Consider the following 13,886-nt stretch of genomic DNA (forward strand, 5'->3'; position numbering starts at 1 on the left):
CCTCAGCTTTATCGGTCAGGGCCGAATGGACAACCTCCTGAAAGCTCACAGCTAGCTAACTTAATAGCGAAGCAAATATTGAAAAAAGACAAATGATTGATAAGGCAACATTATCATTCGTTTTATCGCGCCGACAGGCTGTGCGTTTTGGCACAAAAATCATAGTAAAAAGCGCACCGGCACTTTACGCTCCAAATCATGATTCGCCTCGATCCCGCGACCGCTAGCTCCTCTGCACCGCCCTCCGTTCCGGCTTGGGCGATCACAACCGCCGGCGCGCCGAGCGACGGCGACGCCGCCTTCCGGGCCGGCGCCGCCCTGGGTGCCCTCGACACGCTCGCGCGCTCAGCCTTTCTGGGCCGGGGCTTGGCGGCAGCGGCTGGCGCTCCGCTGTGCCGCCGCCAGCATGCGGCTCGCCGGCCGCGCCGAGGACGCGGCGGGCTTGCGCGATGCCTGGCATTTGCGTCCTCAGGTTCTGATCCCGGTCCCGCCGGCGCCGTCTTTGGCGCCTGGCGGCAGTTGGCCGGGCAGCCGCCCGCCGCTATGCCCGACCGGCTCGAGAAGATACTCGACCAGCTTGGCCTCCATTGGGACGGCGACGCGCTCGCCGACCTGTGCACGCAGATCGAGAAACTCGTGGTATCCCATCGGTCGGCGCCGTTCGACGCCGCAGCGATCGCCGCTGAAGTCGTCGCCATGCGCCCCGACTCCGAGCTTTTTGCCTGGTGGCTCGCCGACCTGGTACTGGCGCAACGCCTGGGCTGGCAGCGGCCCCTGCCGCTCCTGATGGCGCAGGTTTTTGGACCATCCTTCCGCACCGAGGCCAGCGGTGGCCGGCGCATCCGGCCCGGGGACAAGAACTTTGAGCGGGCGGTTTGCGTCGCGCTCGTTGCGGCCGCCGCGGACGCCTGTCGGTTGGCCGCCGAGCTGTCGCGGCGGGCCGAAAAACTCCTGGCGGTGGCGCCAAAACTGCGTGCCAAAGGCGCCGGCGACGTAATCTTTCTGCTGCTCAGTGAAGACGCCGTCTCCGGATCGCTGGCGACGAAGAACCTGTCGCGCTTTGCATCGCGGCGGCTGTTCGAACGGCTGCAGCAACTGGAGGCCGTGCGCGAGCTCTCCGGCCGCCCCACATTCCGGCTGTTCGGGCTGTAGCGATGAGCGAAGCGTCCGCCCGCCGCAATCCAAACGATCAGCCGGCGCTGCTCGACACCGAACTGGAACATCTGCCGGCGGAACTGCGCTGGCGCGAATGGATGGGCCGCGTCGAAGCGGTGATTTTTTCCGCCAGCGAACCGGTGACACGTAGTGTCCTCCCGCAGGTGGTGGGGAAGAACTGCAATCTAGAGCTGATCATCGACGACATTCGCGCCGAGCTCGCCGGCCGGCCCTACGAGCTGGTTTCGGTCGCCGGCGGCTGGCAGCACCGAACCAAAAAGGTTTTTGGCGACGTCATACACGCCGCCTTCGGCCAGCAAGGCGGCAAAGGGGAAAAAGAGCTGTCGCAGGCGGAGGCGCTTGTCCTTATGTGCATTGCCTATTTCCAACCGATCACCCGGGGCGAGTTGTCGAGCTTCTTCGCGAAGGAGGTGTCGCGCGACCTGATCGGCGTGCTGCGCGCGCAAGAGCTAATCGCGTCGGGACCCCGCAGCCCGCAGCCGGGGGCGCCCTATACCTATGTGACGACCAAAAACTTTCTGTCGCAGTTCGGGCTCGATACGCTACGCCAGCTGCCGGATTTCGAGGCGCTCGAGGACGCCGGGCTGCTGTCGAAGGAAAGCTGCTGGCCGGCGATATTCCGGTTGGGCTGGCAAGCAGGGAAGCGGACGGCGAAGAGGAAGAAGAAAGGGTCGATGTCGTTGGAGACGAGACGGCCTAAATGGATTGGCGCGTTGCCACGCTCCGGTCGGAGGTTTACGGCCAGGATGACTGGTCGTGCGGCAGCCGCCGATCTGGATCATGGACCGCGACGTGATCGCCTTCGACAAGGTTGGCCGGAAAGATCACCAGATTAGTGCCGCCGGCGTGGCGCAGCGAGGGAAACAGGATACCGCGAAGCCCGATCGTGATGACCAGGTCCGCAAGCTTCCACGATGAAGGTATCTTCCTGTCGATGCGAGTGATCTGGCGCCAGGCACAATCCCATTCCTTCCAGGCACTATCCCAGGCATTTGGGTCGAACCCCTGTGATCGGCGACCTCGGAAAGCGTGATCTTGTAGGCGGCAAGGGTGGCCGGCGGGGTGATGCTGGCGCCCTGCTTGTATTCCTCCAACGCTGTCTGAGGGGCGAGGGATAAGTAAAGCGCTTCGACGCCTGGCCGGTTGAAACGACCGCCGTCGATCGCTGCGCCTGCACCGCTGGTGGGCAGGAAGGCCCATTTGGGTGTCAGATAGCGATGGAAGATCTCGTCCGGCCCGACGCGGGTGACCTTCACCCGCGCGCCCCGTTCTCGAGATCCCGGATGAAGGCCAGGACTGCTTCGACTTGGCCGTCGGCGACGAGTTCGGCCGCGGTGCGATGGCCATAGTCGGCGATCGGCTCATTGCGATACCAGTAGATTGCCTTGTCGACGTCCCCGGTGAGCTCCGTCGCCGCCGAGATCACCTTGACCATCTCGCGCAGCCGGCCCTGCAGGCGCTCCGATGACGGGTTGCGGAGCGTGTTGCGGTGGACGCCAGTCAATTGCGCCAGGTTGGCCACCTTCACGCCAAGCGCCTGCGACAGGCGCTTCGGTGAGATATAAGGTGTGCGCGGCTCCTGCAGGCTGTCGACAAAGCCTGAGATCACAGTGGAATGTGCGAGCTGTGCCTGGGTCATGACAAATCTCCGACCTCTCTCATACGCACAATATATGCACATTTCTAGGCATAGCAAGTGAACAGAGCCAGGGGCCATTCCAGCGCACTGCCTGGCCCGCCAGCGATCGTGCGCCTAGATACTGCGGAAGCCTTTTTTTAACCGGTGCAGTTTCTCTACTTGCGTCGATGTAGATTCCGCAGTTATTAATACGGCTCGGCGAGCGGGGTCGCAATAAGGCGAGTCAGACGTCATCCAGCAACTTGGTGCCGCAATCTAATGACCCTTATTGTGACCGCCTGCACGCTGCGGAAGCGGATTGCCCCGCTCGCTCAGCTTTGCGCGCGCGACCTTGGGCCGGGACGGATAAGGGAAGTGAGCAACGAGTGGCTTCGGCGTGTCCGGAGTGCCGCTCCAATGGCGCCTGCTTCGCGGCTCTATTGCGGACGAGGCTTTCAGGAAGCCATGCAGGCAGCCCGTGTGATCGGGGCGGCGCCCGTGATTGTATCGGCCGGGTTGGGCGTCGTCGACGGCGACGACTTACTGCCGTCCTATAACTTAACCATCACGGCGGGTTCGCCTAACGATGTCACTGCAAAGTCGGATCCACGCGCAAGCGCCAAAGCTTGGTGGATGCATTTAGTTGAGGGGCGACGCTCGCTGTTTGACCGCCTTCGCGCCGAAACAGGGCTGGTCGTGATAGCGTTGCCCAGGGCATATCTGACGATGATAGCGGATGATCTGACCGCACTCCCCAGTGCGCTCAAGCCCCGGATCCGGATCATTAGCGGTTCTGATGTAAGCGGCGTTTCTGACGATATAGCTGCCGCCCAAATGCCCTATGACGATCGGTTCGATGGCCGTAACAGTCCGAACCCAGGAACGCGCGCAGACTTTGCCTCTCGGGCTGCGCGCCACTTTATCGAGGTGGTGCTGAAGGCACGACCGTATGGTTCCGCATTCGAACACCAGGCGGATGTAGAGCGGCGGCTCGCTGGAAGTCTGCCGCGACCGCGGCCACTTCGAGCGCGAGTGTCGGACAAAGAGATTGCGATGCTGCTACGTCTTCACTGGGCCAGCACTCGCGGACAATCCACGCGGCTGCTTCGACTGTTGCGCGACGAAGTCGGTATCGCCTGCGAGCAGGGGCGGTTCGCTCGATTGGTCGCCGAGGTTAAGAGTGAGCAGGAGGCACCATGATGGACCGCGTAGAGTCGCTCGTGGTGCGCGCCGTAAAGACTCAGCAGGGCGAGGGTATCGATGTGTACGCCTTCTTCCTGTACGGATCAGATTTGTCGCGCGTGGCAGACATTAGCCGCATCCGCCGCGACGAGAACGAGTTGAAGGGCTTCCAACGCAAAGAGATCCGCGCTCACGTCAAAGAGATTGTCGAGTTCCTCGACAGTGGTGGCCCCGTCTTGTTTCCCAACGCGATCACTCTTGCACTATCGCTTGACGTAGAATTCGAGCCGTCTCGCGGACCGAAGCCGAAGGGTCTGATCGAACTCGCCAACACCGGCACCCTGTCGATCCCGGTTCGAGAGGAAGGCGATCGTGCAGCTTGGATCGTCGATGGGCAGCAACGCTCACTGGCGCTGGCGCAAGCTAAGAATAGCCGCATCCCCGTGCCTGTTGTTGGATTTGTATCGAGGGACGTTCAATTGCATCGCGAACAATTCATTCTCGTCAACAAGGTTAAACCGCTCGATCCGCGTCTAATTAACGAACTGCTCCCTGAAGTTGGGACGCTGTTGCCTCGAGATCTCGCCGCTAACAAGCTCCCGAGTGAACTTTGCAATCTATTGAACAGGCAGCAGAAGTCGCCTTTCCTTCGCCTGATCAAGCGCCCTTCGGACCTTGAAGGCACAGCCGCGGTCGTGACTGACACAGCAATAGTCGACGCCATAAAGCAGAACCTAAAGCCGCCCATGGGCGCACTCAGCCCATACAAACGCGGTGGCGAAGATAGCGAGCCGGATGCGATGTTTAACGCGTTAGTCCTCTATTGGACGGCTGTTCGCGAAATTTTCCCGGAAGCCTGGGGGCGACCGTCAACTGAGAGCAGGCTTATGCACTCTGCCGGCATACGGGTGATGGGGGCCTTAATGGACCCCATCATGTTGCGCGCCGACAGTTCGGCAACGCCTGAGGTGGAGGTCCGCGAGTCGCTGCGCCGGCTGGCGCCATACTGTTGCTGGACAGAGGGGGTTTGGGAAGAGCTTGGTTGGCGCTGGAATGAGGTGCAAGGCACGCCGCAACACATCGCGAAGCTCGCGGATTACCTGATCCGAAAGGATCGAGAGCTGTCCCGGCCGTCGCGATGAAATTCATCTTTGCAGACAGCCTCGACCACGTCGATCCGCGATATGACTTCATCCGCGATCGCTATGCTGCAGGCCGCACACCGTATTGGGACGATGTTTATCCGCACGAGATCATGGGATATGCCCCTTACGACGGGGTATTGGTTTCACGCGGCATCGTCGGTGGAGCTGCGGTTGGCGGGAAATACACCGAGGCGCAGGCCATGCGTTTCCGTCGGGTAGGCGCGCGAACGTTCCTTCGATTGGACACGCCTGAATTCGCTCATTTGCCGATTTTTGGTGATTGCGGCGCCTTCACCTATCACAAGGAAGAGTTGCCACCTTACACGCCAGAGGACACTGCTGAATTTTACGATGATGGAAGATTTACGCATGGCTGCTCGGTCGATCACATCATCTTCGATTTCGACCAGGACCTTGTCGGCACGTCCGGCGGGACTGAGGAGGCGCGGAGGCGGCTCGACATTACCTTAGAGAATGCCGAAGCCTTTCTTCGAGCGACGCGACAGATGTCCAATCGGTTTACCGCGCTCGGGGTGATCCAAGGGTGGTCGCCCGGCAGTATGGCAGATGCTGCCCGTCGCCTCGTGGCGATGGGTTATGACTATCTGGCGGTGGGGGGAACCGTTCCTCTTAAGTCACCTCAGATCAAGGCATGCCTGCGCGAAATTCGAGAAGCAATCCCTGCTACCGTGCGCTTGCATATCCTAGGATTCGCCAAGGCCGATGAGATCGAAACGTTCGTGCCGTTCGGGGTCACCAGCTTCGATACCACGTCGCCGCTGATCCGGGCATTTAAGGACGCGAAGGTGAATTACTACCTTCCCGGATCGGACGGAAAGCTAACCTACTATACTGCTATTCGCGTCCCCCAGGCCGTGGAGAACCCCAAGCTCCAGCGATTGGCGAAGCGCGGGGCACTGAACCAGGAGCGTCTCGTCACGATGGAGCGGACTGCACTCGCAGCACTCCGGGCTTTCGACCGGGAGGAGGCCGCGCTGGACGAGGTTCTGGAGGCTGTACTCGCCTACGCGGTGCCAGCCGTAATGGGTGCCCCTTTGGAGCATTTGCCGGGCGTGCAGTCCATTGACCAACTACGAGCGCGATATCGCCGAACCCTGACTGATCGGCCCTGGACGCGTTGCGCCTGTCCGATCTGTCAGGCGCTGTCCATTGAAGTCATCATCTTTCGAGCCAGCAATCGAAACAAGCGGCGCGGCATTCACAACCTCGGGGTTTACGAGCAGTTGGTTGCACGCCTTCCCATCAACGAGCGAATTCAATGACCATCCTAACCTACCCGGCCATCAGAGCACGTCAGAGCGAAACGCACACGGTGCTTTCCTTCGCTGCGAGGGCGTCCGAACTAATGCAATTTGCAACGATCGACCGGGTGGCGCGGGACGCCACTGGGCAGTTGCGCGGGTTCCAACGTCCGCAAATTGCAGGTCATATTAGGGAAATCCGCGACTACTTGGAGAAGGCTGACGCGATCCTCCCAAATCCAATAGTCGTTGCCTTCACAAGCGGCATCACCGTCAACGGTCCTCTCAAAGAGGGACCTTGTACCGTTGAGATCGACATTGACCATGGCCCGCTCGGACTGGTCGTGGACGGTCAACAGCGTCTGACTGCGTTGTCCCAGGTTGAAGGTAAGGACTTTCAGGTCCTTGTCTCGGCCGTCGTCTGCGCCGACGACGAGGAGCTCCGCCGGCAGTTCGTGCTTATCAACAATACTCGCCCGCTCCCGAAGTCGCTGATTTATGAACTGCTGCCGACGGTCGAGGGTTTGCCGCGTCGCCTTAGCGATCGTTCTTTGGCCGCGGACCTCGCTGCTCGGTTGAACTATGACGAGCGATCCTCTCTGCGCGGGTTGATACATCAGCATACGAATCCCGACGGAATAATTCGCGATACGGCAATCCAGCGAGTGGTCATCAATTCGGCCAGCGATGGTGTGATGCGCGAACTTTTACGTCGAAGGAACGGGCATGATCAGTGTTTCGATCTCATCAGCGAGTTTTACCGCGCCGTGCAGACCGTGTTCCGGGACGAATGGCGTGGGCACGCACCCAAATCCTCCCGCCTGGTTCATGGCGCAGGCATTATGGCGATGGGCTATGTAATGGAGGTGTTGGCGCTTTTAGACGGTGCACGAACTGGAGAAGACTTCTCTAAGGGTCTCCGATGCTTGGTGGGGAAAACCGCTTGGACATCCGGCAAATGGGATTTCGGCGGCGGAGATCGACGACATTGGAAGGCAATTCAAAATGTCAACCGCGACATCGTTACTCTCGCGCAGTACCTCATCGGCATTGTTCGTTCCGACGTAAAAATACGCAGAAGCTCTCGAGCTGGCGTCATCGGTCTGATCGAGACGACCGGTTAGTACCATGACATACGCTATCAAAGAGATATTCATGACCCTCCAAGGGGAGGGGGCAAGAACGGGGCGCGCAGCCGTATTCTGTAGATTCGCGGGATGCAATCTCTGGTCGGGGCGTGAGCGGGATCGAGCATCCGCGGTCTGCCGGTTTTGCGATACCGATTTTGTCGGCATGGACGGTCTTGGCGGCGGCCGGTTCGTCGATGCGGAAGATTTGGCACGTGCGATCGCGAATACGTGGGGGTCCGGAGAGCGTCACCGGTATGTCGTGTTTACGGGCGGCGAACCGCTGCTGCAGTTGGATGCATCCTTGGTGGAAGCCGTGCGCCGACAGGGATTTGAGATAGCTCTCGAGACCAATGGCACGTTGCAGCTGCCTTCGTCGCTGGACTGGGTTTGTGTAAGTCCGAAGGCCGGCGCGCCGCTCACGCTCGTCGGCGGTGACGAGTTGAAGCTTGTCTATCCCCAAGACGGGCTTGACCCCGAGGTCTTCTCGGGGCTCGCATTCAGTCATTTCTTTCTGCAGGCCATGGACGGAGCAAAGAGAGATGCAAATGTCCAGGCGGCGATCGCCTATTGTCTCGCAAATCCCCAGTGGCGCCTGAGCCTGCAGACCCACAAATTGCTCGGCATCCCGTAAAGAGAGATCGCATGAAAATTGTTCAGGGCTTCACTTTCGAGGCTGCACACCGGCTGCCCAATGTGCCGTCAACCCATCGCTGCCATCGCATGCATGGCCATTCGTATCGTGTTGAGTTGACGCTGCAGGGACCCGTCGATCCTGTGACTGGGTTCGTCGTCGATTTCTTCGATGTCGAGGCGGCTTTTGAGCCCGTACTACGGCAATTGGATCACCACACGCTCAACGAGGTGAAAGATCTCGAAAACCCGACCGCGGAGCTGATCTCCATATGGATCTGGGACAGACTGAAACCGAGTTTGGGAAATCTCACGCAAGTTAAGGTGTTCGAGACGCCATTTTGCTGGGCGGAGTACGACGGATCATGAAGTCATCAACCGACGAAGGCGCGCTTGTTCTGTTCTCCGGTGGACAGGATTCGACTACCTGCCTTGCTTGGGCGCTCGATCGCTTTGCGCGTGTCGAGACGCTGGGCTTCGACTACGGCCAGCGTCACCGTGTCGAACTGGACCAGAGGGTGCAGCTACGCAGGGGCATTAAGGCGCTAAAGCCGGTGTGGGCAGAACGGCTCGGCGACGATCACACGCTCGACCTGTCTGTGCTCGGCCAAGTCTCCGAAACGGCATTGACTCGGGAGATGTCGATCGAGGTCTCAGCTTCGAGCTTGCCGAATACCTTCGTTCCAGGCCGGAATATCGTTTTCCTTACGTTTGCGGCCGCATTGGCGTACCGGCGAGGCCTCAAGCACATCGTTGGCGGCATGTGTGAGACAGACTATTCGGGTTATCCCGACTGTCGAGATGACACCATCAAGGCGGTGCAAGTTGCGCTCAACCTTGGTATGGAACGGCGCTTCGTTCTCGAGACACCACTCATGTGGATAGATAAAGCCGCGACGTGGCGGTTGTCAGCAGAACTGGGCGGCAACGAGCTAGTCGAGTTGATCCTCGAGGAGAGCCACACGTGCTACCTCGGAGCGCGCAATCATCGCCATCCCTGGGGCTATGGCTGTGGAAGTTGTCCGGCTTGCGAGTTACGAGCAAGCGGCTTCGATCGGTTTAAGGCTGAGCGAGTTGATATGGAGGGGGATACCTGAGTGACAAATTCAGATCAAAGACGGTACGTTGAGGGGGGACTTTTCCTAGCTGGTTTCGCGGCCTGCATCCCGTTGGCCAACTACTTTATCGGCCATGTTGGTACCGAGTGCTTGCCAAGCGGTCCGTGCGTCATACCCGTCGCGCCGGGCCTGACTGCCCCGAGCGGCGTTCTATTCGTCGGGCTCGCTCTGGTGCTCCGGGATTTGGTTCAAAGGCGTCTGGGATTGTGGTGGGCGGTGGCGGCTATCGTTGCCGGCGCGGCGCTTTCGACGACTTTCGCGCCACCGGCCCTCGTAGTGGCTTCCGTTGCCGCTTTTCTGTTGTCGGAAACAGCTGATTTGCTGGTGTTCACTCCGCTGCAGCGTCGCGGCCTTATACGGGCGGTCGTTGCCAGTAGCGTTGTTGGCTTGGTAGTAGATAGCGTTGTTTTTCTTACGTTGGCGTTCGGGTCCCTTCAATTTCTGCCCGGACAGATCGTAGGCAAGACGTTGATGGTGCTGATTTCAGTTCCTGTCCTCGCGTGCTTACGCGCTCGTGACCGGCAACTGGGACTCCAGCCTCCATGGGAGACGACGGCCGGCGAGGAAACAGAAATCAGTGCGTGGTGTGCAATCTGGCATGCACTCACCAGACGATCTATCGCCTACTTTCCCCGCGTACGACAAGCCGATGGTTCGTGGACGACAGTTGGCGACGCCGAGTTGATCCAGAAGGCAACGACCGCGCTCACGGATCTCGCGCCCAACAGTGACGATTTGGACGGCCTACTCAGCCGTGCGCGTGAGAGTCTTGACGAAGTCAAAGCGCTCACCGACTACCAAGACGGCAAAGCCACACGCTTGCTCACCATTATTACATTTCTGAGCGCAATGTCCGGCCTTCTCTTCGGGAAGTTGGTCGACCTGTATCCGCTCCAGTCGTTACTGGCGAAACCTGAGGTCCCTTGGTGGCACCTGGCGCTCGTTTGTGTCGCCTATCTCGGCTTCGCCGCCTTCGCATTGTCGTCGATCTGTGGAGCTATGGTTACATTTCACGCCATCCGCGCCCGGTTTCGCTACCCCAAGACATCACAGGGTGGTCGCGCGAAGTCGTTCTTGTTTTACACTGGAATACTGGGGGTTCTGCCGGATGAGTGGGCAAGCTCGTTCGTCGCCACCGACGATCGGACCAAGTTAGCCGGCAATGTCAAGCTTCGCTACTTTCAGAATTACGTCGTGGAGAGCTACCTGATCGCCGCAAAAGTCGCTGACAAAGTGCGATACCTTGTGCCCGCCCAGGCGATACTGGCTATAGCAACGCGGGTGCTCTTGTTCTGGCTCTTGGCGTACGCGACCACCTTTGCGCTGGTGCCACCGTTGGATAAGACAGCGACTCCAATCCGGACGCCGACGCCGGAAAAATCGGGCCAAACGCAGTGACCGAGGAGGAGCATGACGGACGACGTATCGCGTTCGTCGATGCAGACAATACGCTGTGGGATACCGACGGCGTATTTGCTGTGGCGCAGTTGAATTTGCTGGAAAGCGTCGAGAGAGCTGTTGGGCACTCCACGGCTCGCTCGGATCGCCTCTCGTTTGTGCGCGGAGTCGATCAGGCACTAGCGGAACAACATCATTTGGGCCTTCGCTATCCGCCCCGCCTGTTAGCGATTGGGATCGCTTTTGCCCTTCGAGGCGACGAAGCTGGCACCGCGGCCAAGAGAGCTTGGGCAGAACGGTCGACGTCGAGCGGCATTGATCCCTCTTTGGTTGAACAGATTGAACGAGAATTTGTTCAGTACATCCGACGAATCCCGGACCTTCTTCCGGGGGTACGCAACGGTCTCCAGCGTCTATTTGATGGGGGGGTGCTGATCCTGGTACTAACGGAAGGTGCTAGGAATCGCGTCATCCAGACGGCAGATCAGCACGGATTAAACCAGTTTTTCGATAGGGTAGTCGAGGCGCCTAAGTCCGAACGATTGTTTCAACGTGTCCAGAAACTTGCGCGCGTGCGATTGCCGGCGTTCATGATCGGCGATCAACTCCAGCGCGACATCGCGCCCGCGAAGGCTGCGGGGCTTGTCACCATCTACATTCCAAGCCGTTTTCGACCGCAATGGGAACCTGATGAAGCCGCGGTTGGACCGGACTACCGCGTCGAGCAGTTTGACCAAGGGGCAGACATCATTCTGGCCACCAATCAGCAAGCAGGCTCTAGCCTAGGCCGGCCATAGGAAATCGACACCTACATAGGAGCAGCTTCACGCACGCTTTGCGTGAGTGACAGCTCGGGCCACCGCTGACCTGCGCTCAAATCTCATCCTGCACGGTGTCTTCTTCACCGATCTTGTTGCCTGTGCGCTGATAGCCTTCGCAAAAATAACGGAAGTCACATGCAGCACACGTCTTTGCGTCCTTGCAGTCATCTACCCAGGTCTGGAGGATGCTGACCGCCGTCTCTTCCAGTTGAACGCACGTCTCAATGCTGGCGACCGTTTGGTCGAACGCCCCGGTGGCGACGGTGATGCTCGCATCGTTGATAGGAATTACCCGGACGGCGCGGCTGAAAAGGAACTCGGGACTGAAATCAGCTCGAGCGCCAGGTCGCCAATTTTCCAGCATGCGCTTGTCGCTATCGCGGACTGCGGCGACATCCGTTCGACTTGCACGGAGGGCTGCCCGCAGTGCCAGGATATCGCCTTCGCCCGGCGCAAGCTCGTTGATGTAGACGAGAATACCAGCTGCGACTCTTCGGCTCCGCCGCTGTTCGTGGCGAAGCCAGGCATAGGTCTGCACCTGCCACTCGCCGTCGGTCCATTCGGCCGTTCCGGTATCCGGCCTGCGAGTGCCCTTGTAGTCGACGATGACCTCGAACTCGCCGTTCAGATCAGGGCATGCAGCTTGAACCGCGCGACGTATCAAATTGTCGGAGTCTGCGGTGCCGAGTTCGAGCTCGGTAAGCACGTCAATGACGCCGGTGAGAGCGTATTTTTCGGCGCGCTGTTGGCTGGTGAGTGAGCCGGGAATGTCCCGTGTGCCAATGACTCGCTCCTCAGCTTCGGCGATAAGTGGAAAGAGGTGGGGTCCAAGCATGTTGACGGCAGCCTCGGCGCGCCGATACGCGGCGAGCCGCGCTTTTCTACTGCGGGCACGCTTATTCTGATTGAACAGCGACTCCTCAACCGGCCAACCGAGGTATCGCAAATCGAAATCGGGCAAGCCCGGCTTCGGCGGCTCGATGGGGTCACTCAGCGCCAGCTGGGTGTAGGGGATGGGGAAGGGTAGGCCACCCCGGCTCTCCCAAAGCCGGTACACGTTCTCCAATAGACCGTGCATGAACTCGCCATACCAGAGCTGCACAGGCCGAGAGGGTGGGAGCGCACTCCCATTCTGATACCGGTACTGCCGGGCACACCTACGGAACGAGAGGAGATCGCCCGTCAGTGAGTACTCCGGGACGATCCGGTCTGGACGCTTGCGCGCGAGATGCATGTCAAATCCTGATGAATGGAAGAAGATCGGCATCGACGGGCGGCGGTCGAAGCCGCGGGTCGCTTACCCAAGCCCAACTTTCGTCTCGCCGCCAGAACTTGGCAACATTTTTTATGCTGGTTCGGAATTGTAAGCCCTGCTGACAACCAACCAACATAAGGAGGCTCTGCGGTCGACTATAAGCTACGTAGTAGAGCCGGATGAGGTCCTCGAAGGTTCGTTGCATTCCGCTTCTGCGTTGACGAGCAGGCCCCACCGGGGTTACGGCGGCGAGGTCGTCTTCCAACAGAACGACAGAACTTTCCTCATCGGGAAATCGTTTAAAACGTTGCGTACGGTGATTGGTCTTGAAGTCCGACGATACGTCGACGATCACCAAGGGAAACTCAAGCCCCTTCGCTTGATGGATGGTCATGATGTTGAGCCGGTCTCGAGGCACACTCGGCATGATCTCCTCATCCACCGCCACGAGATTTTCGGCTATAGGGTTGAGAACGTCGCGTATCGCGCCGTTTATTGAGCGAGTGCGATGCGGCTCGTCGCGCTGGATTGCCGCTTTGTAACCAGAGAAAGTCGATGCTGCGGCCACCGTTCGAGTGATCGCCTCCAAGTAGACCTGCGCTTCTGGGTCGTCTTGGAAACGAGAGAACCAGGGGAGGAAGGAGTAGCAGATATCCAGCACAGGCCATTCGGATTCACTGTCGCGACCGTGCACTGCAAAGCGGCGCCAGCGATCAACTTTGTCTGACAGCAAATCCCCACGAGGACCCCGCGAATTGAAGGTCAGCATACTCTGAGCGGCGACGCGCCATTGGTCCATAAAATCGTGGGCGTCATTGGTGAGGAACGCAGCCTGCTGCCCGACGCCGCGGGATCCGGGGCTGGGGGCTGGATCTATGCATTCGAGCACCAAGCCGAGGAATTGCTGCACAATGGGAATATCGCGAAGGGCCAGCCCACGAGGGTTGAAGACCTTCAGCCCGCGCGTCTCAAGCTCTTGGCGAAGGTGGAGTGGTAAGCGTTCCTTCCCTGGCTGCCCTCGGAAGGCATATGCGCTAAGATAGGAGTTGCAGCGGGGAATCGGTTGTGATTCTACGCTGCGATGACTCACGAATCGCTTGTAGATGACGGCTGGGCCGAGACGATTGAGCTTCTCGGTGGTGAAGAGTTGA

General features: G+C 59.4%; 13 protein-coding genes and 3 pseudogenes. 11 read left to right on the top strand and 5 right to left on the bottom strand.

The features are described 5' to 3' along the window. The first annotated feature begins 198 nt into the window (after nt 1-198). Nucleotides 199-1,152 (top strand): annotated as a pseudogene (locus tag EOA85_RS12005) (DUF1403 family protein). Between the two features lie 2 nt (nt 1,153-1,154). After that, nucleotides 1,155-1,876 (top strand): annotated as a pseudogene (locus EOA85_RS12010) (SMC-Scp complex subunit ScpB). Between the two features lie 35 nt (nt 1,877-1,911). On the opposite strand, the gene EOA85_RS40100 reads toward EOA85_RS12010, so the two are convergent. From EOA85_RS40100 to EOA85_RS12020, 3 genes and pseudogenes are all read right to left on the bottom strand, one after another. After that, entirely contained in the window at nt 1,912-2,292 is a 381-nt protein-coding gene (locus tag EOA85_RS40100) for an RES family NAD+ phosphorylase (protein ID WP_348627899.1), read from the bottom strand. Next, a pseudogene (locus EOA85_RS40105) lies at nt 2,244-2,432 on the bottom strand (RES domain-containing protein); the annotation flags it as partial. The pseudogene EOA85_RS40105 and the gene EOA85_RS40100, both read right to left, overlap by 49 nt. After that, complete coding sequence (locus tag EOA85_RS12020) at nt 2,429-2,815, bottom strand: hypothetical protein (RefSeq protein WP_127209555.1); 387 nt, start codon at nt 2,813-2,815, stop codon at nt 2,429-2,431. The pseudogene EOA85_RS40105 and the gene EOA85_RS12020, both read right to left, overlap by 4 nt. Before the next feature lie 396 nt (nt 2,816-3,211). Here EOA85_RS12020 and EOA85_RS12025 point away from each other — a divergent pair, with 396 nt between their 5' ends. From EOA85_RS12025 to EOA85_RS12065, 9 genes are all read left to right on the top strand, one after another. Beyond that, complete coding sequence (locus tag EOA85_RS12025) at nt 3,212-3,994, top strand: hypothetical protein (RefSeq protein ID WP_127209556.1); 783 nt, start codon at nt 3,212-3,214, stop codon at nt 3,992-3,994. After that, nucleotides 3,991-5,118 carry a DGQHR domain-containing protein DpdB gene (dbpB, locus tag EOA85_RS12030; RefSeq protein ID WP_206523286.1) on the top strand — a complete coding sequence of 376 codons (1,128 nt, stop codon included), beginning with the start codon at nt 3,991-3,993 and terminating at the stop codon, nt 5,116-5,118. Before EOA85_RS12025 ends, dbpB (EOA85_RS12030) begins: the two co-directional genes overlap by 4 nt. Then, nucleotides 5,115-6,404 (top strand): tRNA-guanine transglycosylase DpdA, encoded by a 1,290-nt coding sequence (dpdA, locus tag EOA85_RS12035; RefSeq protein WP_127209557.1) that lies wholly within the window; start codon nt 5,115-5,117, stop codon nt 6,402-6,404. Before dbpB (EOA85_RS12030) ends, dpdA begins: the two co-directional genes overlap by 4 nt. After that, nucleotides 6,401-7,507, top strand: a complete 1,107-nt coding sequence (gene dbpB, locus EOA85_RS12040; RefSeq protein ID WP_127209558.1) for a DGQHR domain-containing protein DpdB — start codon at nt 6,401-6,403, stop codon at nt 7,505-7,507. Before dpdA ends, dbpB (EOA85_RS12040) begins: the two co-directional genes overlap by 4 nt. Nucleotides 7,508-7,511: 4 nt before the next feature. Beyond that, a complete protein-coding gene (gene queE / locus EOA85_RS12045; RefSeq protein ID WP_127209559.1) occupies nt 7,512-8,144 on the top strand; it encodes a 7-carboxy-7-deazaguanine synthase in 633 nt (210 codons plus the stop codon). A gap of 11 nt (nt 8,145-8,155) precedes the next feature. Next, entirely contained in the window at nt 8,156-8,512 is a 357-nt protein-coding gene (queD, locus tag EOA85_RS12050; RefSeq protein ID WP_127209560.1) for a 6-carboxytetrahydropterin synthase QueD, read from the top strand. Further along, entirely contained in the window at nt 8,509-9,240 is a 732-nt protein-coding gene (gene queC, locus EOA85_RS12055; protein WP_127209561.1) for a 7-cyano-7-deazaguanine synthase QueC, read from the top strand. The genes queD and queC overlap by 4 nt, the downstream gene beginning before the upstream one ends. A 72-nt stretch (nt 9,241-9,312) precedes the next feature. Further along, entirely contained in the window at nt 9,313-10,659 is a 1,347-nt protein-coding gene (locus EOA85_RS12060) for a VUT family protein (RefSeq protein WP_245485697.1), read from the top strand. Beyond that, nucleotides 10,656-11,456 carry an HAD family hydrolase gene (locus EOA85_RS12065; RefSeq protein ID WP_164759613.1) on the top strand — a complete coding sequence of 267 codons (801 nt, stop codon included), beginning with the start codon at nt 10,656-10,658 and terminating at the stop codon, nt 11,454-11,456. The genes EOA85_RS12060 and EOA85_RS12065 overlap by 4 nt, the downstream gene beginning before the upstream one ends. Before the next feature lie 76 nt (nt 11,457-11,532). Here EOA85_RS12065 and EOA85_RS12070 read toward each other — a convergent pair whose 3' ends face one another. Beyond that, nucleotides 11,533-12,714: a PD-(D/E)XK nuclease family protein gene (locus EOA85_RS12070; protein ID WP_127209564.1), complete on the bottom strand. Its 1,182-nt coding sequence runs from the start codon at nt 12,712-12,714 to the stop codon at nt 11,533-11,535. Nucleotide 12,715: 1 nt separating this feature from the next. Next, the coding region (locus EOA85_RS12075) for a 3'-5' exonuclease (RefSeq protein WP_206523287.1) at nt 12,716-13,886 on the bottom strand (1,171 nt) is incomplete at its 5' end.

The sequence above is a fragment of the Mesorhizobium sp. M5C.F.Ca.IN.020.29.1.1 genome, from assembly GCF_003997375.1.
GTDB lineage: Bacteria > Pseudomonadota > Alphaproteobacteria > Rhizobiales > Rhizobiaceae > Mesorhizobium > Mesorhizobium wenxiniae.

Excerpts from the sequence above, each read along its gene's own strand:
- EOA85_RS12020 (WP_127209555.1), bottom strand. The coding sequence starts at position 2,815 with ATGACCCAGGCACAGCTCGCACATTCCACTGTGATCTCAGGCTTTGTC.
- EOA85_RS12025 (WP_127209556.1), top strand. The coding sequence starts at position 3,212 with ATGGCGCCTGCTTCGCGGCTCTATTGCGGACGAGGCTTTCAGGAAGCC.
- dbpB (WP_206523286.1), top strand. The coding sequence starts at position 3,991 with ATGATGGACCGCGTAGAGTCGCTCGTGGTGCGCGCCGTAAAGACTCAG.
- dpdA (WP_127209557.1), top strand. The coding sequence starts at position 5,115 with ATGAAATTCATCTTTGCAGACAGCCTCGACCACGTCGATCCGCGATAT.
- dbpB (WP_127209558.1), top strand. The coding sequence starts at position 6,401 with ATGACCATCCTAACCTACCCGGCCATCAGAGCACGTCAGAGCGAAACG.
- queE (WP_127209559.1), top strand. The coding sequence starts at position 7,512 with ATGACATACGCTATCAAAGAGATATTCATGACCCTCCAAGGGGAGGGG.
- queD (WP_127209560.1), top strand. The coding sequence starts at position 8,156 with ATGAAAATTGTTCAGGGCTTCACTTTCGAGGCTGCACACCGGCTGCCC.
- queC (WP_127209561.1), top strand. The coding sequence starts at position 8,509 with ATGAAGTCATCAACCGACGAAGGCGCGCTTGTTCTGTTCTCCGGTGGA.
- EOA85_RS12070 (WP_127209564.1), bottom strand. The coding sequence starts at position 12,714 with ATGCATCTCGCGCGCAAGCGTCCAGACCGGATCGTCCCGGAGTACTCA.